At 50.1% G+C, this 24,714-nt stretch carries 25 protein-coding genes; 4 read left to right on the forward strand and 21 right to left on the reverse strand.

From position 1 onward, the window contains the following. Window positions 1–102: 102 nt before the first annotated feature. The 8 genes from NSU01_RS26880 to NSU01_RS26915 form a co-directional block, all read right to left on the reverse strand. Window positions 103–1,023, reverse strand: coding sequence for an ATP-binding cassette domain-containing protein (locus NSU01_RS26880; protein ID WP_042139395.1), 921 nt, complete (start codon window positions 1,021–1,023; stop codon window positions 103–105). Beyond that, window positions 1,020–2,015 carry an ABC transporter ATP-binding protein gene (locus tag NSU01_RS26885; RefSeq protein ID WP_042141541.1) on the reverse strand — a complete coding sequence of 332 codons (996 nt, stop codon included), beginning with the start codon at window positions 2,013–2,015 and terminating at the stop codon, window positions 1,020–1,022. The genes NSU01_RS26880 and NSU01_RS26885 overlap by 4 nt, the downstream gene beginning before the upstream one ends. 14 nt (window positions 2,016–2,029) lie before the next feature. After that, on the reverse strand, window positions 2,030–2,977 hold the full coding sequence (locus NSU01_RS26890; protein WP_042139397.1) for an ABC transporter permease: 948 nt from the start codon (window positions 2,975–2,977) through the stop codon (window positions 2,030–2,032). Between the two features lie 3 nt (window positions 2,978–2,980). Continuing rightward, the gene (locus NSU01_RS26895) at window positions 2,981–3,913 is read right to left on the reverse strand and encodes an ABC transporter permease (protein ID WP_039304450.1); all 933 of its coding nucleotides are present in this window, start codon (window positions 3,911–3,913) and stop codon (window positions 2,981–2,983) included. A gap of 227 nt (window positions 3,914–4,140) precedes the next feature. Further along, window positions 4,141–5,865, reverse strand: coding sequence for a peptide ABC transporter substrate-binding protein (locus tag NSU01_RS26900; RefSeq protein ID WP_042139399.1), 1,725 nt, complete (start codon window positions 5,863–5,865; stop codon window positions 4,141–4,143). A 150-nt stretch (window positions 5,866–6,015) separates the two neighbouring features. Continuing rightward, the gene (locus tag NSU01_RS26905; RefSeq protein ID WP_305954203.1) at window positions 6,016–6,375 is read right to left on the reverse strand and encodes a DUF3397 domain-containing protein; all 360 of its coding nucleotides are present in this window, start codon (window positions 6,373–6,375) and stop codon (window positions 6,016–6,018) included. Window positions 6,376–6,408: 33 nt separating this feature from the next. Beyond that, the gene (locus NSU01_RS26910) at window positions 6,409–7,389 is read right to left on the reverse strand and encodes a 2-dehydropantoate 2-reductase (protein WP_076244045.1); all 981 of its coding nucleotides are present in this window, start codon (window positions 7,387–7,389) and stop codon (window positions 6,409–6,411) included. A gap of 132 nt (window positions 7,390–7,521) precedes the next feature. Then, on the reverse strand, window positions 7,522–8,169 hold the full coding sequence (locus tag NSU01_RS26915) for an RsfA family transcriptional regulator (RefSeq protein ID WP_039304213.1): 648 nt from the start codon (window positions 8,167–8,169) through the stop codon (window positions 7,522–7,524). A 347-nt stretch (window positions 8,170–8,516) separates the two neighbouring features. On the opposite strand from NSU01_RS26915, the gene NSU01_RS26920 reads away from it, so the two are divergent. Together NSU01_RS26920 and NSU01_RS26925 are read left to right on the forward strand one after the other, a co-directional pair. Then, window positions 8,517–8,753, forward strand: coding sequence for a DUF2626 domain-containing protein (locus NSU01_RS26920; protein ID WP_039304209.1), 237 nt, complete (start codon window positions 8,517–8,519; stop codon window positions 8,751–8,753). Window positions 8,754–8,959: 206 nt separating this feature from the next. Further along, on the forward strand, window positions 8,960–10,090 hold the full coding sequence (locus NSU01_RS26925) for a hypothetical protein (protein WP_076244047.1): 1,131 nt from the start codon (window positions 8,960–8,962) through the stop codon (window positions 10,088–10,090). Here NSU01_RS26925 and NSU01_RS26930 read toward each other — a convergent pair. Beyond that, on the reverse strand, window positions 10,082–11,314 hold the full coding sequence (locus NSU01_RS26930) for an extracellular solute-binding protein (RefSeq protein WP_076244057.1): 1,233 nt from the start codon (window positions 11,312–11,314) through the stop codon (window positions 10,082–10,084). The two genes, NSU01_RS26925 and NSU01_RS26930, sit on opposite strands and share 9 nt — an antisense overlap. Before the next feature lie 485 nt (window positions 11,315–11,799). Further along, on the reverse strand, window positions 11,800–13,131 hold the full coding sequence (locus tag NSU01_RS26935; RefSeq protein ID WP_039304201.1) for a PhoH family protein: 1,332 nt from the start codon (window positions 13,129–13,131) through the stop codon (window positions 11,800–11,802). A gap of 105 nt (window positions 13,132–13,236) precedes the next feature. On the opposite strand from NSU01_RS26935, the gene NSU01_RS26940 reads away from it, so the two are divergent. Continuing rightward, window positions 13,237–13,809, forward strand: coding sequence for a YhcN/YlaJ family sporulation lipoprotein (locus tag NSU01_RS26940; protein WP_076244062.1), 573 nt, complete (start codon window positions 13,237–13,239; stop codon window positions 13,807–13,809). Window positions 13,810–13,870: 61 nt separating this feature from the next. On the opposite strand, the gene NSU01_RS26945 is transcribed toward NSU01_RS26940, so the two are convergent. The 6 genes from NSU01_RS26945 to NSU01_RS26970 all read right to left on the reverse strand — a co-directional run bounded on the left by NSU01_RS26945 (window position 13,871) and on the right by NSU01_RS26970 (window position 19,518). Next, window positions 13,871–14,323 carry a pyridoxamine 5'-phosphate oxidase family protein gene (locus tag NSU01_RS26945; RefSeq protein WP_042139404.1) on the reverse strand — a complete coding sequence of 151 codons (453 nt, stop codon included), beginning with the start codon at window positions 14,321–14,323 and terminating at the stop codon, window positions 13,871–13,873. Between the two features lie 91 nt (window positions 14,324–14,414). Then, window positions 14,415–15,536: an LCP family protein gene (locus NSU01_RS26950; RefSeq protein ID WP_076244064.1), complete on the reverse strand. Its 1,122-nt coding sequence runs from the start codon at window positions 15,534–15,536 to the stop codon at window positions 14,415–14,417. A gap of 82 nt (window positions 15,537–15,618) precedes the next feature. Beyond that, on the reverse strand, window positions 15,619–15,915 hold the full coding sequence (locus tag NSU01_RS26955) for a YlaH-like family protein (protein WP_042139406.1): 297 nt from the start codon (window positions 15,913–15,915) through the stop codon (window positions 15,619–15,621). Window positions 15,916–16,075: 160 nt separating this feature from the next. Next, window positions 16,076–17,920 (reverse strand): translational GTPase TypA, encoded by a 1,845-nt coding sequence (typA, locus tag NSU01_RS26960; protein ID WP_039304185.1) that lies wholly within the window; start codon window positions 17,918–17,920, stop codon window positions 16,076–16,078. 255 nt (window positions 17,921–18,175) lie between these two features. Then, window positions 18,176–18,688, reverse strand: coding sequence for a hypothetical protein (locus NSU01_RS26965; RefSeq protein WP_076244067.1), 513 nt, complete (start codon window positions 18,686–18,688; stop codon window positions 18,176–18,178). A 170-nt stretch (window positions 18,689–18,858) separates the two neighbouring features. Next, entirely contained in the window at window positions 18,859–19,518 is a 660-nt protein-coding gene (locus NSU01_RS26970) for a TerC family protein (protein WP_042139408.1), read from the reverse strand. 189 nt (window positions 19,519–19,707) lie between these two features. On the opposite strand from NSU01_RS26970, the gene NSU01_RS26975 reads away from it, so the two are divergent. Then, a complete protein-coding gene (locus tag NSU01_RS26975) occupies window positions 19,708–20,409 on the forward strand; it encodes a TerC family protein (RefSeq protein WP_039304177.1) in 702 nt (233 codons plus the stop codon). 81 nt (window positions 20,410–20,490) lie between these two features. On the opposite strand, the gene thiI is transcribed toward NSU01_RS26975, so the two are convergent. From thiI to NSU01_RS27000, 5 genes are all read right to left on the reverse strand, one after another. Then, window positions 20,491–21,786 (reverse strand): tRNA uracil 4-sulfurtransferase ThiI, encoded by a 1,296-nt coding sequence (gene thiI, locus NSU01_RS26980; RefSeq protein ID WP_052422051.1) that lies wholly within the window; start codon window positions 21,784–21,786, stop codon window positions 20,491–20,493. 3 nt (window positions 21,787–21,789) lie between these two features. Then, complete coding sequence (locus NSU01_RS26985) at window positions 21,790–22,941, reverse strand: cysteine desulfurase family protein (protein WP_042139410.1); 1,152 nt, start codon at window positions 22,939–22,941, stop codon at window positions 21,790–21,792. 205 nt (window positions 22,942–23,146) lie between these two features. After that, complete coding sequence (locus NSU01_RS26990) at window positions 23,147–23,860, reverse strand: lytic transglycosylase domain-containing protein (protein ID WP_042139411.1); 714 nt, start codon at window positions 23,858–23,860, stop codon at window positions 23,147–23,149. A 191-nt stretch (window positions 23,861–24,051) separates the two neighbouring features. Further along, the gene (locus NSU01_RS26995; protein WP_076244070.1) at window positions 24,052–24,453 is read right to left on the reverse strand and encodes a hypothetical protein; all 402 of its coding nucleotides are present in this window, start codon (window positions 24,451–24,453) and stop codon (window positions 24,052–24,054) included. Window positions 24,454–24,464: 11 nt separating this feature from the next. After that, window positions 24,465–24,689, reverse strand: coding sequence for a DUF1540 domain-containing protein (locus tag NSU01_RS27000; RefSeq protein WP_144026083.1), 225 nt, complete (start codon window positions 24,687–24,689; stop codon window positions 24,465–24,467). Between the last annotated feature and the right edge of the window lie 25 nt (window positions 24,690–24,714).

Here is a 24,714-nt window from a genome sequence, read left to right on the forward strand (position 1 = left end):
CGGCGTCAAAGAAAGAAGCGCCGCCATGCAGCTACACTTGCATGAATTGAAAGAATAGGCGAGAGCTGAACGCTCCCGCCTACGGTTATAATGCTGTTAATTTTAAGCGAATTGTTTAGCGACGAAATGTCCCTTGGACACTTCGACCAATTCATAATCGCTATCATTGGTTTTTTCATTTGCACTATAAATTGGGCTGCCCAGCTCATCATGCAGATGAATGCGTTTTTTGTTCGCTTCCACTTCCGGATCCGGAACCGGAATCGCTGAGAGCAGCGACTTGGTGTACGGATGGATCGGGTTAGCGTACAATTCTTCGCTTTCCGCGAGTTCAACCATTTTGCCCAGGTACATAACCGCTACACGGTCACTGATATGCTTAACCATGGACAGGTCATGCGCGATGAAGAGATAAGTAAGTCCGAGACGGTCCTGAAGTTCTTTGAGCAGGTTGACTACCTGTGCCTGAATTGACACGTCCAGTGCGGAGATCGGCTCATCGCAGACGATGAACTTAGGATTAACCGCAAGGGAACGGGCAATACCGATACGCTGGCGTTGGCCGCCTGAGAATTCATGCGGATAACGGGTTGCATGATCATGGTTAAGACCAACCATGTCCAGCAGCTCTTCAATCCGTTTCTTGCGTTCAAGACGGCTTCCCGCAAGATTGTGAATGTCCAGTGCTTCACCAATGATATCCGAAACCGTGAACCGCGGGTTAAGCGATGCATACGGATCCTGGAAGATCATTTGCATATCACGGCGCATAGCCTTCATCTTGCTGCCGGACAATTTGTAGATATCTGTACCATTGTATTTCACGCTTCCTGCAGTCGGCTCGTACAAGCGGAGAACCGTACGGCCTGCAGTAGTCTTACCGCAACCGGACTCCCCTACCATACCCAGGGTTTCGCCTTCGCGAATCGAGAAATTAATATTATCAACAGCCTTAAGAACTCTTCCCTTGCCTACATTGAAATACTTCTTAAGACCTTCTACTTCAATCAGATTCTTACTCAAACGAACTGCACCTCCTTGGCCATCGAATGCAGATTCCAGCAGCGCGCCATATGCGTTTCGCTGAACTCTGTGGCGCCGGGATCGATCTGTTCGCAGACATGCATTGCTTCGCTGCAACGCGCTGTGAACGGGCAACCGACCGGCGGCTTAATTAGATCCGGGGGAGTACCGATGATCGGAATCAGCGGCTCACCCTTCTTTTGGTCAAGACGCGGCATCGACCGCAAAAGACCTTTGGTGTAAGGATGCTGGGGATTCTTGAAAATCTCCCAGCGTGTCCCTGTTTCGACCACTTCACCAGCATACATTACGATGACCCGGTCACACATGCCGGCAACCACGCCGAGATCATGTGTAATCAGGATGATGGAGGTCCCTAGTCTTTGCTGCATCTCTTTCATAACTTCCATGATTTGCGCCTGAATGGTTACGTCAAGCGCCGTTGTCGGCTCATCCGCAATCAGGAGAGCCGGGCGGCAGGCCAGAGCAATGGCAATCATTACGCGTTGGCGCATCCCGCCGGAGAATTCGTGGGGATATTGGTTAAAGCGAGCCTCCGCATTTTTAATGCCTACTAATTGCAGCATTTCAATACCTTGCTGTTTCGCTTCGGCCGCTGACATATTCTGATGTTTGATCAAAACTTCGGTTATCTGTTTGCCCACTTTGATAGTTGGGTTCAAAGAAGTCATCGGGTCTTGAAATATCATGCCAATATCTTTGCCGCGAATCGATTCCATTTGTTTCATGCTAAGGTCCAGCAGATTCTTTCCTTGAAAAACAATCTCGCCTTGCTTCACTTTGGAGAGCGGGGCAGGCAGCAGCCGCATAATTGACTGTGCAGTGACACTTTTGCCGCTGCCGGATTCACCGACAATGGCTACGGTCTCGCCTTTGCCTACTTCAAAGTTCATACCGCGTACAGCCTGAACTTCTCCGCCTTTTACAAAAAAGGAAACTTGCAAATCCTTGACTTGCAGAATGGGTTCCATCATTGTTCACCTCCTTATTTCTTCAGCTTAGGATCCAGTGCATCACGGAGACCGTCACCAAAAATATTAAAGGAAAGCATGGTCAAGCTGATCAGGATAGCCGGGAACAGGAAACGCCACGGATAATAAAGCCAGCCAGTCAGTGAATCATTGATCATCGATCCGAGGGAAGCTACAGGAGCCTGTACACCAAGTCCGAGGAAACTCAGGAACGCTTCAGCAAAGATGGCATTTGGTACAGACAGTGTAATGGTTACGATAATCGGACCTACCGCATTCGGCAAAAGGTGTTTGAACAACAGTCTTTTGGACCCTGCACCCATCGAACGCGAAGCCAGAACAAACTCACGGTTCTTCAGCTGCATAATCTCGCCGCGGACAATCCAGGACATGGTAATCCAGCCCGTTATCGTCAGCGCAAGGATGATCGTTCCAAGGCTTGGTTCAAGCACAACCAGGAGCAGGATAACAACCAGCAGGTAAGGAATGGAGTAAAGAATTTCAGATACCTTGTTCATGATATTGTCTACACGTCCACCGAAGTAACCCATGATTCCGCCGTAGATAACCCCGATCAAAAGGTCAATGGCAGCGGCAGCCAGGCCGACAATCAGTGAGATACGTGCACCGTACCAGGTACGGACAAAGATATCGCGTCCCAGATCATCTGTACCAAACCAATGCTCGGATGAAGGAGGCTTGTTGGTACTGAGCAAATCATTTGAGTAGTAATTGTACTTTGAGAACAACGGAGCGATAAGCGCCGCAAGGATAATCAGTCCAAGAATACCCAGTGCTGTCATTGCCATTTTGTTCTGGCGCAGACGTTCCCAGGAATCCCGCCAGGCAGACAAACTTTCGCGCTGAATGACTTCAGCTTGCCGCTCATCAATTCCGATTTTACGGAAATCTTCCGGTTTCAGGTTCGCATCCTGCGATACCAATTTTTTGTCAGAAGCCAATCTTTAGCCCTCCTTTCCACCACTTAGTTTGATACGCGGATCTACAAACACATAAGCAATATCCGTGATAAAGCGTGCTAGCATGAGCAATACGCCGTAGAAGATCGTAATCCCCATAATAACGGTATAGTCACGCACACCAATCGCTTCGACGAATTGCTTACCGATACCGCCGACACCGAAGATCTGCTCGATAACTACAGAACCTGTTACGATGTTAGCCGTCATAGGTCCCATATAAGTTACAACCGGCAGAATTCCGTTCCGCAGTACGTGACGGCTTAGGATTGCTGCCCAGCTTAGGCCTTTGGCCTTAGCCGTCTTGATGTAATCTGCATGCAGCACTTCCAGCATACTTGAGCGCGTTAGCCTCGCTATAAAGGCTATCGGCTGTGCCGAGAGTGCGGTTACAGGTAAGACATAATACAGCGGACCCTTAAATCCGGAAACCGGGAACATGTGGAACTTGTAGGCAAACACATACTGAAGCAGCGAGGCGACTACAAAGCTCGGAACCGCAATTCCCAGCACCGCCAGCACCATAGCCGCACTGTCAATAAACTTGCGATGATAGAGTGCCGCCATCATGCCGAGAAAGACTCCGACAATAACCGACACAATAATTGCGATAACCCCCAGCTTTAGAGACGCCGAGAACGTTTGTCCGATCAAGTGAGTTACATCCTGATTCAGACGCTTCATGGATACACCCAGATCACCCTGGACAATTTCACCCAAATACTTGAAATACTGATGATAGAGCGGCTTGTCCAGTCCATATTGCTCGTATAAACGCGCTTTTATTTCCGGTGGAACTTTCTTTTCAGAAGTAAACGGGTCCCCCGGAATGGCTTTCATCAGAAAAAAGGTCGCTGAAATTAGCACAAACAGCGAGACAAGCATATAGAAGAACTTATTGGCAACATAACGAACCATCCCCATCAACACCTCCTTCGACATTTTTTTGAGACACATAATTAGATTTTATGAAAAAAATGGCCATTTGTCTAATTTCTTATTTTGTAAGTTCGTGAAATCTTTAACAAAAAGCCTGAAATGCAAAAAAAAGGGATATATATGGAATTCCACATATATATCCCGAAGTATATTGCTACCTTCAGACAACCACTATTCAGTTAAGCTAACCGAAGGTTCTACAATTCTTAGTGCTCAAGCAGGTAAGCACGAGTGAAGTCAATTGCACCGCTGAAGTCAAGAGTTACACCTTTGAGGTACTCTTTAGTCAGGGAGTTATTTGTGTAGTAGTAGAACGGAATCAGGATCATATCATCTTCAATGATCATTTTTTCAGCTTTAGCAAACATTTCTTGACGTGCTGCCAAGTCGGAGCTTGCTTTAGCGTCAGCGATCAGCTTGTCATATTCAGGGTTAGCGTAACCAGTATCGTTGTTACCGCCGCCTGTTACCCACATATCCAGGAAGGTCATTGGATCATTGTAATCCGCAGTCCAGCCAGCACGTGCGATCTGGTAGTTCAGGTTTTGACGGTTGTCGATGAATACTGCCCATTCCTGGTTAACAGTGTTTACAGTGATACCCAGAGCTTGTTTCCACATGTCAGCTACAGCCAAAGCGATTTTCTTGTGGCCTTCACTTGTGTTGTAAGACAATTCAACCGGTGGCAGTTCAGTCAGACCTTCTTCTGCCAGACCTTCAGCCAGCAATTTCTTAGCTGCTTCAGTATCTTCTGTGAAGTAGTCGTCTTTAATTGCAGTACGGAACTCGCCGTCAGCGCCAGCGATACCTGGAGGTACATAGCCGTATGCCGGAATTTGTCCGCCCAGTGTTACGTTGTCGATCAGCGATTGGCGGTTAACAGTCATTGCCAGGGCTTTACGGATTTTAACGTTGTCGAAAGGTTTTTCAGTGATGTTGAATTCATAGTAGTAGGTACTTGCGATACCTTTTCTCTGGAATTCGTTAGGAAGCTCTTTTTGTACGATAGGAATCTGTTCTTGCGGGATTTCGCCGTGTGGTGCACCAGCGCGGTCAAGTTCACCGTTCTTGTAGCTCAGCAGTTCAGTTGCACCGCTGTTAACCAGGGAGAAGTCGATTTTAGCAAGCTTGATGTTAGCAGCATCCCAATATTTATCGTTCTTGCTTACTTGCAGGGATTGGCCGGTAGTCCACTCAGTCAATGTGAACGCACCGTTAGTGATCATAGTATCTTTGTTTGTTGCCCATTTAGTATTACCCTCAACGGATTTGTGTACAGGGTAATAAGTATAGAAGGACAGAAGGCCAAGGAAGTATGGAGTTGGTGCTTTCAGCGTAACTTCAAGAGTTTTCGCATCAACAGCTTTTACGCCCACTTCGTTGAAATCTGTAACTTTCTTTCCATAATATTCTTCAGCGTTCTTCAGGTAGTACAATTGGTAAGCATAAGGTGCAGTTGGATCTGTGTTAGGATCCAGCACGATTTTCCAGGCGCGAACGAAGTCAGCAGCTTCTACAGGGTCGCCGTTGCTCCATTGTGCATCACGCAGTTTGAATGTATATACCAGACCGTCAGGGGAAATCTCCCAAGATTCGGCAATTCCCGGCTCAGCTTGGCCAGTTTCGTCATTCATGCGGGTCAAACCTTCATACATAGTTTTCAGGACGGTATTAGCTTGGCTGTCCTGAGCTTGAGCAGGGTCAAAAGTAGGTGGTTCTGCAGTCAGGTTGACTCTAAGTGTCTGGTCAGCAGCCAGTTTCTCGTCACCAGTTGTTCCTGTGTTCGTGCTACCTTCATTACCAGCTGCATTTGTTGCTGCAGCATTGGTGCCGCTGTTAGCATTGTTATTGTTTCCGCCGCAGCCAGCAAGCACTGTGCCGATAACCAAAACTAATGCGAACATGAGCAATAGACTTTTACTCTTCTTCATCTAGCAGTTCCCCCTAAATAGAATGTGGTATATGGTTTATGATTATACAACCAGTGGTCAAAAAAATCTAGAGCAATATTTTCTGAAAACGACTTTTTTTTAATTCTTTAAAATTTTGTGACGTTGACGCTTCACCGGAGCAGTGGAACATTACATCGCTTGTGATATGTATCGTATGAGGCCTACAATCATAAATAGTACGTAACTGGCACCCATAAAAAAGAAAGAAAGTCGCCAAACTGCCCGTAGTAACCGTTTTCCGTCGACCGATCCCTTGAGCCGGTTTTGCGCGCCTCCAATCAGTCCAGCGGATATTAATACAATAAGTAGTATAAGAAAGAACCCGAAATTCGAATGAAAGATCGTATTGAATAATCCTGAAACTGACAGCAATAAAAATAATGTAGTCACGTCCATCGCCAGCAAAAAAGTTTTTCTCTTCTCTTGCTTAAGACCAATGCCCGCGAAATAAACGATTAAAAAAGGAACAATCGGAATAACGCTTAACACGCCGAACGAATTCCGCAAAAATTCCAAACAGCCTCACCTCTCCCTCACAGTCATGCCCTCTACCAGTCCGCAGATCCAGCGGTGCAGCGGGACTTGAGCCCCCTGCTGCTGCCCCATATTCACAATGCTTCCGTTAATCCAGCGGATTTCCGTTTCCCTTGAAGCAAGCACATCGGCCAGCATAGATGAAATATTGCCCGATGTAGCCCGGCATACTTCAAGAATGGCCTCCCAGACATGCTTCTCATAGTTAATCCCGCAGGCATCATAGGTCTGTACGGCCTCTGTGTACAGTTCCTTCATGATCTGTACACGCTCAGGTGAAGCCAACAGCCCGCCGTTTGGGACCCGCCATATTGCGGTTAGAGGATTAATTACAGCATTGATCAAGAGCTTCCGGTAAATGATGGTATCCACTTCTTTCGACAGAGAGGCGTTGAATCCTGCTGCTGCAAGGGCCTCAGTAAAACTTATTACGCTGTCATGGTCCCAATCCTGTGCGTTTGATTCATTTTGACGTAGAGATTGACTGCTTTTCCCTATACAGATTTCCCCTTTACCTGCATGAATAACCTCTGTTAATGTTTTCCTCTTGGCAGCCTCAGTGGTTACCGCCACCCAGAGGGAGGATTCCGGCAGCAGCTCCTGCAGCAGCTCTATATGTCCGCAGCCGTTCTGGAAACATATCATTGTAAGATTCCGGTCATGAAGCGGCCGCAGAATCTCCGGAAGCTCATGATGCAGCACCGTTTGTTTGACGGTTAGCAATGTCACCTCTCCCGGATCAGCCAGCTGCCGCTGCGTATACTTACTCACCGGTTCGGCCGAGAAGCGGTCACCCTTAACGGATATCGCCTCCCCGCCGTCCTCATAGCTGACCGTTAGACCGCTGCTTGCTAATTCTCTGCACTGCTGCTCACTCCGGCACCACAGTCTGACCTCACTCCCCGCACTAATGAGCTTGCCGGCAAGCAGGAGCCCGAGCGCCCCCGCCCCTATAATATCAATTTTCATGCAAACACATCCTCCTGCCGCCCGGTAATTTTCCTAATTATATCCTGCACCTCCGCTCAAAGCAAAACACAAAAAATCCTGCAATGCCGGTGCCGTGAGGCACTGGGATGCAGGATTTGCGGGATTCATGTTCTATTCGATCCGTTCCAGGTTTCCATTCGCGTCCATTTTGAAGCGGGTTTTTTCCTCTTCTTCTTCATTTAGAAATGCGAGTCTGCGGGCCCGGTCCATAATCTGGATCAGCGCTTTGTAGTCATCATTGACTACACGGTAATCGCTCTGGGCTAGATTGACCTCCTTGGATAAGCGTTCATTCTCTGCTCTCAGCTCCGTCAGTTCATCTTCCTTCTCTCGCAAATCCCGCTCCAGCATCTTCAGCTGCCGCCCAGCCTCCTGGAACGTGCCTTTCCATTGTCTCAGAAACCGGATTACCGCATCAATCGATAAGCTGTTCTCGCTTAACCCTTCGCTTCGTCCGTAGTCCTCTTCAATGTCTCCAAGAATCAGTCCCGCTACCTGCGCACCTCTGGAAGCCGGCTGTTTCTTCAAATAACTTCGTTTCTGACGCTGGCCTTTAGCAATCCCGATAGCATCCTCGTAACTTTTGCGTACGCAACTGTTCCAGCGGAAACCGCAGGCAGCCGAGGTTCTGCCGATTTTTTCACCCACCTCTTCAAAAGCAGCAAGCTGTGTGCTGCCCTCACGGATATGACGCAGCGTTATTTCTGCCAATATCAGATCATCTTCCGCACTCCAAGCATCCTGTCTAACGGCTGTCATAAAGCCTAACCCTCCTAACAACATCATGAAATAACCATCTTCAGAACCGGCAGCTCTTGCCGGGTAGTGAATAAGGATAAAAGCTGCTTACTCCATTTCTATGCCTCTATTAGAGTTCATAGAATCTATTTGATACTAAATTGTATTGCCATTTTGGCTGAACATCATACTTACAATGCTATAAATTCTTAAATTCCAAGAGAAAAGCTTGTGTCAATTATAAAAATCATAAATATTATGATTTCCTGCCTTTTTTTTCAATGAATTCGTTTACAGTGTTTTGCAGAGCCGTTATAATGATAAATAAGCAGCAGTATCCGGATTCATACTGGAAGGGGGACTCTCTCTTGGACCGCATGTTTCGCGTATTGGGATTTTTCACACTCGTTATCGGACTTATGGCTTTCGCCGGTGATCTTACGGAAATGGCCCTGCTATTCTTTTTACAAACCGCTTTTTTTGTGATCCTCGGCTACATGAAATTCACGGAAAAGACCTACATTCTGCTCTTCTGGGGTTATATGATCCTGACCTTTACAGGCTTCAGTTATTGGACAGTCTTTCAGATGGGTCTGCCGCTGTAACGCATATACAGTACTGAAACGGATAGTGTTCCTTTATCTCAAGGAGCAACTCCGTTTTTTTTGTATGGGAATTTATATGTTTTCGCTGTAATTTTGTTTGTCCGAATGTAGTTCCCGGATGCCGAAACAGGGTATGATATTTTAACAGGCAGAAACATATTATTAGTACATACCTATTACTCAACTCTGTTCAAGGTGGTGATGTGGTGTTATTCCGCAGTTCCTTACGCCGGTTATTTGCAGCTCTACTCCTTCTCACCTGCACACTTCTGCCGCTGGCTTCACCGGTATATCTGTCCGCCGGCCCAGGTTCCGGCCTCAGTGCTTCAGCACCTGCCGTTCCGGATAATGAAGAAACCCGCAAGCTGCTCGAACAGACTCTGTCCTCAGCGGAGATTGAACGGGAGATTGTCCGGATTACGGCAGAACAACAAGCACTTGAAAGTGAAGTCGCCACGCTGACCCGGCAGTCTGCCGCCAAACAAACGGCCATTGCAGATCAGCAGGAACGCGCAGGCGCAGTTGTGCGGGCTTATTATATGGGGGAACGCGACGGATTGCTTGCAGCTTTACTGTCCGCCAAAAGCATCAGCAGAGTACTCGCTCTTTATGATTATTATGAGATTATTATGGGGCAGGACCGGGACACGCTGTCACAGTATGAAACACAATACAAGGATTTGAAAAAAACAATTGCGGCCGCACAGCGCAGCTCTGATGAGCTCGCCGGGCTCAAAACAGCGCTCCAGGAGCAGCAGAAGCGTGTGCTTGCTTTGAATGAAGAAATTGAGGGCGGTATTCAGGCCAGTACAGATCCTGAGCGCATGGGGGTACTGCTGGAGGAATTCAGTAAATATTGGGAGAATATCGGAATACATGAGGTTAAGACTTATTTCAAGGCGTTATCCTCGGCGATGAAGCATCTGCCGCAGTTCGTCCAGAACCGGGACGGTGTGCTGGTCCGTAAGGGGATGACTTATAATCTTGCGCTGAAGGAAGAGGATTTGAACGAATTCCTGGTCACGCAGAATACGCTGTTCAAGGATTTCGCTTTTCATTTCAAGAATAACGAGATTACAGCCACGGGGAAAAGCGGCGGACTGTCACTGACATTGACCGGTCATTACACCATTCAGGAGGAACCGGTCAACGGATTAATGTTCCATGTGGACCATGTGGTCTTCAATGGACTGGAGCTGCCGGATACTACCCGTCAGGCGCTGGAGGAAGAGTTCGATCTGGGCTTCTATCCGTCAAAAATCGTCTCATTCCTGCATGCCACAGAAGTATCCAGCTCGGACGGCGTGCTCCATGTCAAGCTGTCCCTCTCATTCTGAGGCTGCGGCCGCTGCTTGATATCCTGCAGCATCCAGCTTGCCGGTCATGAGCAGCATTGCCGCTTCAGCCTTGCGGCTCCACTCGCCCTCAGAGTCTGACTCGGGGGCATTATCATCGGTGAGGAATAATCCGGAGTCGAACGGTAGCCGGGAGATTTCAGGCAATCCAGAGCGGTACAGCTCATCCAGTGCAGGCAGATGGTCTGTATTCTCCAGCCATTCCAGCTGAGCCGAGCTCGAGGTCACATAAGCAAGCCACTTGACCGCTGCCTCCGGGCTGCCGGATTGTGCCGGGAGCGCAAAAAAGCGACTTTGGATTGCCTCGTAGATGTTGTGGCCCGTCTGTTCCAGCGGCGCTTGGACCGCCAGCGTGGAGTTTCCATATTTTCTCCATTCGGAGAGCGGCACTACGGCCACCGCAAGCTTGCCATCCTGCAGCATATTCCAGATATCCTGATTAAACCGGCTGGTCAGATAAAAATATCCGCGGGCAGCTTCCGTCCAAGCCGCTTGCGCTTCACTCATAGACAGCAGTCCGCCTCCCATGCTCTGAAGTACAGCTGCATAACCATAAGGGTTCCGAGTATCCATTGCCAGCAAATAATGTTCCTTCGTCTCCTCCCCGTTCAGCCGGCTCAGCAGTCCGCTCCATTCTTCCAGACTTGACGGTGCCCCGGACAGCCCCCATTCCGCAAGCCGCTGCGGAGAATATACCATTACATAGGGATCGATATCGAGCGGAACGCCCCAGTCGTATCCGTTCCACTGCATTTGCGGGATCAGCATGGTAAGAGGGGTGCTCCCGGGAACACTCTGGTATATATCCACAGGCAGCAAATATCCCCGGGAAGCCAGATCAAAAATACTGTGGCCGTCCAGCATTACAATATCCGGACTATCCCCAACCGTCAGTTCCTCCCGTACCTGAGAGGCTCCATCTTCTTCAGTGTCCACATTGGTCAGTTGAACGCTGACCCCGCTCGACAGGCTGTAATTGTTGCTGATCCGCTGCAGTACGCCAAATTCCAAACTGCTGAGCGATACGCGGATGGTCAAGCTCTGCTCGTCCCCAAGCTCACCTGAAGGAGGGCGCTCCGATTGGTCCAGCGGCTGTCTGGGCGGATAGCTTCCCTCGTCTGTATCCAGCTCCATGCTGGGCGACAGGCTTGTCAGCGACAGCAGCAGAACAGCAAACAGCAGCCAATAGTTTTTGCGTCTCAGCACGTGCTTCTCTCTCCTCCCGTGATCCTCGTCTTCCTCATTTTAGCAGACATATACGTGCTTGTCTGCGTTTGTGAAAACGTTCTCTTTCTATTATATAGGTGTGAACGGCATGAGGGGGTGAGTCTGATGAACCGGTCGCCGGTTAGGCGGTATTCGCACCTGCGGTGAATATTTGGACTTCCGGCCGCTGTTGCCTCCAGATTTCTTCGATTGAACCGCTGTGCGCGGTTGAAATCCGGAGACAAAGGCGGACGCTCCCGCTCCTCCAGTTCCAAAATTCCCCTCCGGTGCTATCGCCTTTCCGCTCCAGCTATCTCAGAGATCCCCTCCTGCCGTTCCGGGGGCGGGCAGACAAAAGCCGGGAGTGGTCATCTCCCGGCCGTGACTGTGCCAATCAACCGGCGGGCTGCCGATTGAAGAGCGGGTGCTGCCAGTTAAGCTTGCGGGCTGAAGCCCATTATGCCAGGCTGCGAAGAGCCTAAAGGCTACAGCAAATCTGCGGCCAGCTGAGCCAGATGCGAACGCTCACCCTTTTCAAGGGTAATATGGCCGCTGATGCCCTGCTGCTTAAATTTCTCAACGATATAGCTGAGCCCGTTGCTCGCGGCATCCAGATAAGGATGGTCGATTTGCTCCGGATCTCCCATCAGAATCACCTTACTGCCTTCACCGGCGCGGGAGACAATCGTCTTCACTTCATGCCGGGACAGGTTCTGCGCCTCATCGATGATGATGAACTGCGACGGAATGGAACGTCCGCGGATATAAGTGAGCGCCTCTACCTGGATGCTGCCCAGGCCCATCAATATTTTATCAATATCTCCGGCTTTTTTGGTATCGAACAGGAATTCGAGGTTATCATAGATCGGCTGCATCCATGGACGGAGCTTCTCGTCCTTCTCACCGGGTAAATACCCGATATCCTTACCCATCGGGACCACTGGACGGGCGATCAGCAGCTTCTTGTATTTATGTTCGTCCTCCACCTTGAACAGTCCGGCGGCAAGCGCCAGCAGCGTCTTCCCCGTACCCGCTTTACCGGTAATGGTCACCAGCGGAATATCATCATTCAGCAGCAGCTCAAGCGCCATCCGCTGCTGGGCATTCCGGGCGCTGATGCCCCACACCGCATCATTGCCGAGGTACAGCGGTTCGAGCCGGCTGGCATCGCTGTTCACCTTGAGCAGGGCCGATTTGCCGCTGCCAATCTCATCCTTCAGAATGACAAATTCATGAGGGTAGAGCGGGTAGGACAACGACAGCTGTTTGATGGACAAGAAACGGTGACTATAATATTCATCGATCAGCGAAGGATGCACCATCAGCGACTGGCAGCCGGAGTACAGCTCATTCAAATCTCCGGTGCGGTCGGATAAATAATCCTCCGGTGTTATGCCAAGCACATCCGCTTTGATGCGGACGAGTACATCTTTACTTACGAGTACCACAGGACTGGGATCAGCCTTTTCATTCTCCTCATGGAGATAATTGAGGGCAACAGCCAATATGCGGTTATCGTTCGAGACCTCCCCGAACATTTCCTGTACCTTTACGAAGCTGCGGTGGTTAAGCTCTACCTTCAGCGTGCCTCCATGTTCCAGTACCACACCGCTGTGCAGGTGGCCCAGTTCCCGGAGTCCGTCTAACAAGCGTGACACGGTGCGGGCGTTGCGGCCGATTTCATCGGCATTACGCTTCTTGGAGTCGATTTCTTCCAGGACTACAGCAGGAATGACAACTTCATTCGCCTTGAAAGCAAAAATCGAATTGGGGTCGTGCAGTAGCACGTTAGTGTCTAGTACGAATATCTTTTTCATGTTATCCCCTCCACAGCGCCTGGTTTGATTGATCATACATAACTCTTTTCAGCAAGGGCAAGATAAGGTAAACCACTGAATTATGGCTGAAAGGAGTAAGCACATATGAGAAAATCAATGTGTCTGTTGCTGGTACTGCTGCTGCTGACAAGCTGCGGTATCGCTAATAAAGAGACATCACCCTCTCCTCAGGATAAACAATCGTCAAAGGCCTTGAGCAGCCAGGGGAATCGCGGAGTACGGACATTGTCCGAAGATGGTACAGCCCTTGAACCTACACCAGAGAACGGACAACCTTCTGACGTTAAGGGCGAAAGCGATGTTGCACTTAAGGATCATTTTGAACAGTTAGCCAAAAGAGTTCCCGGTGTAAACGGAGCCCACTGTGTCGTAATGAACAACATTGCCGTTGTCGGCATTGATGTCGACGGATCGCTTACCCGCTCACGGGTCGGAAGCGTGAAATACACGGTAGCGGAAGCTATCCGCAAAGACCCGAGGGGTGTAAGAACGCTCGTTACTGCCGACATGGACCTCACCAGCAGGTTAGCCGAGATGGGAAAGCATATTACCAAAGGAAACCCGGTATCCGGCTTTGCCTCAGAAATGGCCGACATTATCGGCCGGATCATCCCGCAGCTGCCGGAGGATACCAAACCGCAAGGCAACGGACAATAAGCTTGCACATTCCTGTACAAAGCACAGGATCTGGAGACAAAAAAAGCCTAGTGATGGCACACTAGGCTTTTTGCATGGCGGCAAATACTTGTCCGTCCAGCTTCTCAGCCGCACGCGCATCGTATACCTTCGCATATTTCGGAGCAGATTCCAGATGAGCACCATAGAACAGCGCATTGCGGACCGCTTCAATCTCAACATCAAAACAACACATCTTAAAAGGAACATCCGGCAGCGGGTCCTGCTTCACAGAAGCACGGCCGTTGATGGCATGAACCGTTCCCTCACCAAACACAGTAATAGTTACCAGCGGGTTGACCTTCATGTTGTTCACAAGTCTCGAACGGTGATCTACCGATAAGCGCACAATAGAAGGGCTCACTGCATAGATCCAGGAAATCGCAGTAGATGTAGGACCACCTGATTCAGCATCCACAGTGTTTAGAAGAACAAAGGTTTCCGACTGCAGCATAGCTAGCAGTGTTTCGCCCAGCTGAGCAACGGCTTCGGACATAAGTACAGGCCCCCTATGCGGCGTGAGTGCATTCAATTTATTATATTATAGCACAGGATGAAACTTGCATTCAATTTGTAGATTCTTTTCCTTATGGACTGTCTGCGGCCGCAGAAGCAGCGGCACCGGAGAGGCCGGATATCTGGTCCTGAAGGCTTTGCTTGGCTGCGTCCAGCTCCTTATCGTCAATATATACATAGGGACTGCGCCAGGTTCCTGTCACCGGCACAAATTCTACATTCTCCTTAGATATATTCCAGTAAGTCGCTATCATGCTCTTGATCTGCGCATTCTCAATATCGCTTGCCAGATTATCGTCCACGGCATCCAGCACCTTGCCGATTTTGAGCACCCCGCCGAGTGACTGCATCTGCGCGATCAGCGAATTAAGAACTTCATTCTGGCGTTTATTGCGGTCAAAATCATCGGAAGGCTTCGTTGCCGGACTGCAATTGGATTTACGGTAACGTACATAATCAAGCGCCTTATCCCCGTTTAGCTGGGCTTGGCCTTTCTTGAGATTAATATCGGTTCCGTCCACACTGTCCGTGTAGCACATATTCTCGCTGATATTGACATCTACACCGCCGAATTCATCCACGATATCCCGGAAGCCCTGGAAATCAAGCACAGTGACATAATCGACCTGAATATCGAGATATTTGCTCATCATGGTCTTCATTTCATCCCCGGCCAGAATCCCGGAGGTCTTCTCCTTGCTCTTGAAGCGGGAGTAGAACGCATTGATTTTCGTTTTCTTATAGCCGCTAAGCTCTACGTAAGTGTCGCGCGGCAGTGAGACTACGGTCGCCGATTGGGTCTCCGGGTTCAACGCCGCAACCATAATCACATCCGTCAGATTGGACGGGTGCTTCGGACGGTTGTCAGTGCCTAGCAGCAGCATCGTCAGCGGCTTCTCTGAAGCGGATTGCCCGGCCTGAACCGGCTGGTCCACTCCGAACCCTCCCTGATCAAACTTCCAGTACAAGTACCCTGCGTAGCCCAGAGCCGCAATTACGGCAACCAGGAGGATGATCAGGAGCAGTCTCATCAGCTTGGCGAAAAACCCGCGTTTCTTAGGCTTCTTCTTATTAGATTTGGTTGAGTTGGTTGATTTCTTTGATTTGGTCGAGGCAGCGGGTCTGGACTGCTGTCTGTTGGTTCCTTGCTGGCCGTTCGATCTGGGTGGCAGACTGCCCTTGCTTGTATTCATAATTGAATTAGGTCCTTTTCATTCAGGTAGAATTAGATAACTTTATAATAACTTAGACGATCCTGAGCACTAAAAGTTGCGCCTAGTGCCGTTTCGCCGCAGCTGCAGCTTTCCGCTTCTGCCGGGCCTCTACCAGGTAGCGGACCCGCACGAGCAGCATTAACCCTACCGCCACCAGCAGGCACTGGATGATCGGAAGCTTGTCATGCTGGAAGATGAGCAGCATCCCCGAGCCTATAGCCATCATAATATAAAGTACGATCTCTTTGCCGATGGGCAGCTTCTGGTTGACGCGAAATACACGGTTATACACATAAGTCAGTAGAATAAAGATGACAATGTAAGCGACAATTGGATGCTCAGCGAACCAGCTCTGCACAGCTCGTCACTCCTCCCGGATATAAGTATCGTTTACATTATATCATCCTCAGCGTTTTTATACTGCTTTTAATCCCTGCAATTTGAACGGTCTTCTGTCCGGGAAAATAAACAAGAAAAGCCGCCGGATTCTTCATCCGGCGGCTTGAATGGGTGACAGCTTACGCTTGGCTGGCTTGCGCCGCTTTACGCTGCTTTTCTACACGTTCGCGCTCACCCTTGTTCAGGATCTTTTTGCGCAGACGAACGGATTTAGGTGTAATTTCGCAATATTCATCATCATTCAGGTATTCAAGCGCGCCTTCCAGAGAGAACATACGCGGGGTCTTCATTTTAACAGTCTCATCCTTCGTTGCAGAACGAACGTTGGTCAGCTGTTTTTCCTTGCAGATATTTACAATGATGTCATTATCGCGGGTGTGCTCACCTACGATCATGCCTTCATAAATTTCAGTTCCTGGTTCCAGGAAGAGAATACCGCGGTCTTCTACGCCCATCATGCCATATAGAGTCGTATTGCCGGTTTCACTGGATACGAGTACGCCTTGGTGACGTCCGCCAACCTGTCCGCCAATCAGTGGAGCATAGCTGTCAAACGCATGGTTCATAACGCCATAACCGCGGGTCAGGGTCAGGAAGTAGGTGTTGTAACCAATCAGGCCACGTGCAGGAATCAGGAACTCCAGACGAACCTGGCCAGTACCATGATTGATCATGTTGACCATTTCTGCTTTGCGTGTTCCCAGACTTTCCATAACAGCGCCCATGCTTTCTTCCGGAACATCAATCATCAGGCGTTCAAGCGGCTCCATCTTGGCTCCGTCGATTTCCTTGACGATAACTTCAGGCTTGGAAACCTGCATTTCGTAACCTTCACGGCGCATATTCTCGATCAGGATACCCAGGTGAAGCTCACCACGGCCGGATACGACAAATGCATCAGGGGAATCCGTTTCATCTACACGCAAGCTGACATCTGTTTCCAGCTCTTTGAACAGACGTTCGCGCAGCTTACGGGAAGTTACCCACTTGCCTTCTTTACCGGCAAACGGACTGTTGTTCACGAGGAACGTCATTTGCATTGTAGGCTCGTCGATCTTAAGAACAGGCAGCGCTTCTGGATGCTGCGGATCGGCAATGGTCTCACCGATGTTGATGTCTTTGATACCGGCAATTGCTACGATGTCGCCTGCACCCGCTTCTTCTGTCTCAACACGCTTCAGGCCCTGGAAACCGAACAGCTTCTCGATACGCGCTGTTTTGCTCTTGCCGTCACGCATGATAACTGTTACGGACTGGCCCTGCTTGATTACACCGCGGTTAACACGGCCAATGGCGATACGGCCAAGGTATTCATTGTAATCCATCAGAGTTACCAGGAACTGCAGGGGCTCTTCAACTTTTTCAGTTGGAGCCGGGATATGTTCAACAATGGTTTCGTAAAGGGCAAGCATCGTTTCATCCTGCTTCTCAGGGTCCATGCTCGATGTGCCGTTAAGCGCAGAAGCATATACAACCGGGAATTCAAGCTGATCGTCACTGGCTTCAAGCTCAATGAACAGATCCAGAACTTCATCAATAACTTCCTTCGGACGTGCAGCCGGACGGTCAATTTTGTTCACGACAACGATAGGTGTAAGGTGCTGCTCCAGTGCTTTGCGCAGAACGAATTTAGTCTGCGGCATGCAGCCTTCATAAGCATCCACAACCAGCAGTACGCCGTCAACCATCTTCATGATACGTTCTACTTCACCGCCGAAATCGGCGTGTCCAGGGGTATCTACGATGTTGATCAGGAACTCTTTATAGGTAATTGCTGTATTTTTGGCTAGGATAGTGATTCCGCGTTCCCGCTCCAGGTCGTTAGAGTCCATGGCCCGTTCCTGCAAGTGCTCGTGCGCGCTGAAAATCCCTGATTGCTGGAGAAGCTGATCGACGAGTGTTGTTTTACCATGGTCAACGTGGGCAATGATCGCAATATTGCGAATATCTTTTCTTGAATGCATGATTTGTATCCAAATCCTCTCATTTATCAAATTAAAAATGTTTAAATTTATAGCATGTCACGGCAGTCTCACAAAAGAAGCGCCAGGCAGAAACCCGACGCTCCAACATATCCTTAATAGTATCGTGAAAGCACCATGAAAAGCAAGTCTTTTTCTGAAAAAAACGTTACCAACTTCGTTTAATTTTTCTAATTTTGCCTTACGTCAAATGCAGCGGTGTCTATTCCCTCAATCTGTGCCGCTTGCCTGGCTGTCTTACCAGCCGCCGTTCCACTTCTTGCGCCCGCCCGGTCTGCCCCGGCCCAGCATCAGCCAGAGGCCTGCGGCAACCAGAACGGCACCCAGCAGATACAAGGCTCCGGTCCCGAGCAGGGTGAAGATGAACAACACAATGCTTAGCAGCCCAAGGATAACAGCGGTTGTTGTCAGTCCTCTGCTTCTGGCAGAAGAATAAAGCGAATATTCATAAAGTCCGACCGCAATGCCCAGCAGCAGGATAGGCCACAAATGCCTCATCAGGTCCCAGCCCCATGTATTGCATAGTCCAAATAGCAGACCGTATACCGTTAATATGCCCGCAGGTATCAATACAGATGCAGAAGCACGGCGGGTGAAGAAGAGCACATGCAGGAACAGGCCCGGAACCAGAATTACGAGCGGCCACAAGGCATGTCCAAGAAATCCGAACACCCCCAGCTTCCCGAACAGAATCACAATGCCGGCGGCGGCGATGAACACACCCAGTTTCATGTCGTTTTTGGAAGACATCTTTCACCCATCCCTTCAAAATTCGCGTCTTTTCTCTGACCCTCGTCATTTTATATTTTATCTGAAAAATAATTAAAACACCATCATTCTTCGTGTATTCGGGGGAATTGCACAAAAAAGCTGCACCAAAGCTTTCCAGCTTTTGGCACAGCCTCTAGTATTGCCGCTTCTTATCCTGCAGATACCATCCTCCGCTTAAGCATACCTGTTACTACGACAAGAATCCCCAGCACCATCGGCAGCATGGAGTGGAATGTAGGCAGCATGAAGGAAATGACCGCACCAAATTTAGCATCCTGCAGCAGCATATTACCGGCCGTATACGCCAGAATATAGGCTCCGATGAAGACCAGCACCGGGAAACGGTGCAGCCAGCCCACGATGATGCCGCTTCCCCAGACCACAATCGGAATGCTGATGGCAATCCCGATTACGATGAGTGCCAGATCTCCTTTGGCCAAGCCTGCAATCGCCAGCACATTGTCCAGACTCATGATGAAATCGGCGAGCAGAATGGTGCGTACCGACTTCCATACACTGGAGCTCCCCTCAATCTTAAGTTCCCCCTCCTCCTCCAGCAGCAGCTTAAAGGAGATCCAGAGCAGCAGTATCGCGCCTCCGGCTTCAATATAAGGAATTTTGAGCAGCAGCACTGCGGCAAAAGTCAGGATGCAGCGCAGACCCACTGCCCCTGCAGCTCCCCACCATACCGCTTGCCTGCGGTGCTTCTCCGGGAGATTCTTGCTGGCCATCGCAATGACCATCGCGTTGTCTCCGCTCAGCACCAGATTGATCATCAGTATTTCACCCAGCAGTAATAAAGAATCCATTCTTTTCAACCTCCCTGAACTCCATGTAAATACATGTATGCCTCAGGGTGACAAGCTATGCATCCTGTCCTGCTTTTTTAGAAACTACGCATGAGCGGGGCTGTTCCAGCGTATACAAAATTATAGCCTGCCTGCCGTATGTCAAAAAAGCCCGTATATCTTCCAAACAAATTCGAGGAGTGACCCCTATTGAATCCATCCGTTACGGATTTCATACTATCCCTGCTGAATATTGTCTTCCTCGATCTGATTCTGGCCGGTGATAATGCCATAGTGATCGGCCTGGCCGCGCGGAACCTGCAGGGAAGTTCGCAGAAGAAGGCAATTCTGCTGGGCACAGGGGGCGCCGTGGTACTGCGGATTATCGCGACGATCCTTGTCGTGTGGCTGCTCAAAGTGCCCTGGCTGCTGCTATTCGGCGGACTGCTGCTTATTATGATCGCCTACAGGCTGCTGACAGGGGGGAATACGGAGGACACGGACATACAGGCCGGAGGAACACTGTGGTCGGCCGTACGGACGATCATTGTCGCAGATGCGGCGATGGGGCTGGATAATGTTATCGCGATCGCCGGGGCAGCCAAACACAATATTACGCTTGTGGTGCTCGGGCTGCTGATCAGTGTGCCGATTGTGGTCTGGGGCAGCACGCTGTTCATCAAGCTGATCAACAGATATTCCTGGATTATCTATATCGGCTCAGCCGTGCTTGGGTTCACGGCCGCAAGTATGATTACCAGTGAGAAGCGGATTGCCCCCTTCTTCGAACAGCAGCCGCTGCTCCACTATCTGTTTATTGCTCTGGTGATTGCAGGCATCCTTGCCGCCGGCCTCTGGCAGCGCCACCGCGCACAGGGCAGAATTCCGCATAGCGGCAATTCTACCCGGTAATGCATATATCGCCATATATCAGAAAGAGGTGCCCCGGCCAACCAGTATTACCGGCTGCAGGGCACCTCTTCTTCAGCTATTCTAGAACCATTCTTCCTGTAAACCTGCCTGTACAGGGATCACATCGCTCGGCTTCTCATCACCGTATGGTGTAATCGATACCGTCTCTGTTCCGGCAACCGCCGCTTCCAGGAGTGTCTGGTACCCGGGCAGCGTGGCTTCAATCTTGTCCACAATCCGCATGTTCGGATTCGTCGTCGGCGACTTGGGCACGAACAGCGTACAGCAATCTTCATAAGGAAGGATGGACAAGTCATAGGTGCCGATACTCTGGGAGATTCCGACAATCTCACTCTTATCCATCATCACCAGCGGACGCAGCAGCGGCAGCTCAGTGGCACGGCCAATGACATTCATGCTTGGCAGCGTCTGGCTGGCGACCTGCCCCAGACTGTCACCGGTGATCAGGGCCAGCGCCCCTTCGCGTTCAGCGAGAGCGGTGGCAATCCGCAGCATGGCCCGGCGCATTAGTGTAATAATCAGATTATCCTGGCCAATTCCGGTAAAGGAGGTCTGGACCTCCGTGAACGGAACCAGGTGGAGCTTGATCACTCCGGCATAACGCGACAGTACCCGCGTCAGATCTACAACCTTCTGACGGGCAAGCTCGCTGGTATACGGGTAGCTGTAGAAATGGACACATTCCACTTCAAGTCCTCTGCGCATGGATGACCAGCCCGCAACCGGGCTGTCAATGCCGCCGGACAGCAGCAGCATTGCTTTGCCGTTCGTACCGAGCGGGAACCCGCCGACACCGGCAATATTCTCGCAGAAAATATAGGTATGCCCTTCACGAATCTCAATTCTCAGCTCCATCTGCGGAGATTTCACATCCACAAGCAGCCCGGGATATCCCTGCAGCAGAGGAGTGGCAATAAGCTTGCCCATCTCAATGGAGCCATATGGAAATCCCTTCCATACCCGGCGGGCGCTAACCTTGAAGGTCGTTCCTGCTGCCGGGGCAATAATATTCAGGAATGTCCTGCTGGCTGCAAGAATCTCTTCAAATTCCGACCGGGACACCTTCACCGGGCTAATTGAAGCAATGCCGAATACATTCTTCAGTGCATCCGTTAACTCTCCCGCCGGCTCACCGTTCAGTTCGACATATATCCGCCCGAATTCTTTGCTGAGCACCACACCGGGATAGGGTTTAACCATCTCCTTCACATGACGGAGCACTGTTTTTTCGAACCGGCTGCGGTTTTTTCCTTTTAAGATAAATTCTCCAAAGCGCAGCAGAAGCATATCCGCATATTCAATGCTGCTTCCAATCCCCGCAGCGTTTGCTCCGTGGTCTGACTCTATAATTGTCATTTGTTATTTCACGCCTCCTTCAGCAATCTTCAAAGACTGGACAGCGGCAAGCAGCGCCTGCTCCAGCTGCTGCACCTCCTGCTTCGTATGGCTGTCACCCAGACTGATACGGATGCCGCCAAGCGCAGCAGCCCGGTCTCTCCCGATGGACAGCAGCACCCGGCTCGGTTCGGCCAGCCGTGACGAACAGGCGGAGCGGGTGGCAACAGCCATTCCCAGTTCCTCCAGCTTCCTGGCCATAACCTCCCCCTTCATTCCGGGGTAAGAGAAATGGACAATATGAGGCGCCCCATCTCCGCTGCTGTTCAGCACAAGCTCCGGAATTCCGGATATATAATCCTCCAGCTGTTTTTTTAGCGGCGTAATCCGGCGGGTGAATTCCTGCCGCCGTTCGCCGCTCATGCGCACCGCCTTAGCTGTGGCTACAATATTCGGCACATTCTCTGTTCCGGCGCGGTTGCCCATCTCCTGTGAACCTCCGGTAAGCAGAGGGAACAAGGTTACGCCTTCCCGTACATACAGGATTCCTGTTCCGCGCGGGCCGCGGATTTTGTGCGCTGACAAGCTGTACAGATCCGCCTGCCATTCCTTCAGCCGGGTCTCCAGCTTGCCATAGCCCTGCACCCCATCGACATGAAACAGTGTCCGGCGGTTCACCGCCTTGACCTGCCGTCCGATCTCACGCAGCGGCTGCACCGTGCCAATCTCATTATTCACATGCATTACACTGACCAGTACGGTATCCGGCCGGACCGCAGCTGCAACCCGCGAGGGTTCGACGACTCCGGAGCTGTCCGGTGCAATAAAGGTAATCTCCCAGCCAAGCTGCTGCAGCTGAAGACAGCTCTCATAGACTGAAGGATGCTCCAGCTCGGTAGTTATTATATGTCGGCCTCTGCCCTGATATTGCAGCGCCGCCCCTTTGATTGCCAGGTTATTGCTCTCAGTAGCTCCAGAGGTAAACACTATCTCCTGCGGCTGCACGCCAAGCGCTGCCGCACACACTTCCCGCGCACGCTTGATCAGCTTGTCCGCCTCCGCCCCCGCACGGTGCAGAGATGAGGGATTGGCAAAGTGCTGCCTCATGACTTGTTCCATAGTCTGCACTACCTCCTCATACGGCGGAGCAGCAGCGGCATAATCCCAATACAGCATATATCGGCGTTCTCCTTTGCTTATCGTTTCAGCATTCCCATTCTGCCAAGCATATACAGCTACGCCGTCCTTTATTGGATGGTAGCCTTTCAGCAAGAAAGAATAAGTATAGCAAAATTCATTCTTTATTTATATGTTGCAAAAAGGATCAAACGGGCTGCTGCCGCCGGAGCGGCTGGATGCAGATTCCGTTTGATCCTTTATATTATAACGCGTATTGCGCGCGGGCGCGTTCTATTTTGGCAATATAGGCCTGAGTTTCCTTCGGAAGCTCTGAGAGATTAGCCATCAGTTCGGCATCGTTGCTGACGCCAAGCTTATTAACGCGGCCTGGTCCGGCATTATAAGCGGCCAGTGCCATATTCTCCTCGCCATTGTAACGTTTGAGCTGGTAAGAAAGGTAGCGTACGCCTCCGTCAATGCTCTGGGCCGGGTCAAAGGGATCGGAGACACCCAGACCGTTCGCCGTTCCATCCATTAATTGCATCAGCCCTTTGGCCCCTGCAGAAGAAACAACATTAGGATTAAACGAGGATTCCGTATCAATTACAGCCTTGATCAAATCAACAGGAACGCCATATTTCGCGCTGGCCGTCTGGATCAGCTCTTCGTAATCTGTCGGCACCGTGTGCGTTATTTCCCCGGAAATGCCGTCATACGTTTCAGCTGTTCCACCAAGCTGCTGCCAGAGCAGATTACTTAGTGAAGAAGCATCCGTGAGTGAGGTTAAAGTGCTTCCGCTGCTGCCGCCGGTTGCGGATTGCAGGGCCGCCTGCTGTAGTAAAGCCGCGAATTCCGCTGCCGAAGAACCTGTTACTCCGGATGAAACCTTGCCGCTTCCGCCCTTCATGCTTGAACTCCTCAGATCAACCCATTTCAGTTGCCCGGTTCCGCTTGCTGCAGCGGGGTCGATTGCCATGCTCCCATTCCCTCTTTCATAATAAATCTATATAAATAAAATAAAGCATTCTATTTAAATTTGAAATACGGCTTTATTTTACAATTTATTTGCAGTAATTACTATATGCCAAACAGAAAAAACAGACCTCAGACCCGTATAGTTAGGTCTGAAAGCCTGTTTTGAAATCAAATTTCTGCATGCAGCTTACTCTAACGGGCAAAAGGAATTAAGACAAAATAACTTAAGGTAGAGACAATTCCCAGTCCCATGGACCAGGCGCCAGCAGTTTTTTGCCCCCTGGCATAGGCATAATACCCGAGCACTGCAGCAATAGGCCCCATAATTATTGACCAGATAAATAAAGAAACCACACCAAATCCGAGGCCAATATAACCGATTGTCCGTTCATCGCTTTCCTTTACACTGCCGGTTGTACGTTCTGTTTCCCTGTTGGAGGTACTATGGACCTGCACGGGAAGCGGACTGATTTCAGCAGCATATTCCTCGTTATGACTTCTGTCCCGGCGGGGATAATCCACTCTGCGCGGACGCAAAATAATCTTCCTGCGTTCCGAACGGTCCACTTTGGGTTCATCATTCTGATTGTCCATAAGGGCCTCCTCTAGGCGTTCGGCTTGAACGTCAGACAACAGGTTGCGGATGAAGTTCCGGCATGGTCATGATGATTATTTGCCGTCAGCTCTTCAGCATATTCTTCCTTGAAATGGCTGCCTGCATGCTTGTCAATTTCAATAACAATTTCTTCGGCACGGCACAGGTTCTGTTCTCCCCAATAATGACAGTTGCTCACACTGCATCTCACAAGCGGTTTTGCGTTTGTCATAATGATCACCTCGGCTTCATTATGTCCT

Origin of the sequence: Paenibacillus sp. FSL H8-0259 (assembly GCF_037963255.1) — a bacterium.
Classification (GTDB): domain Bacteria; phylum Bacillota; class Bacilli; order Paenibacillales; family Paenibacillaceae; genus Paenibacillus_AQ; species Paenibacillus_AQ phytohabitans.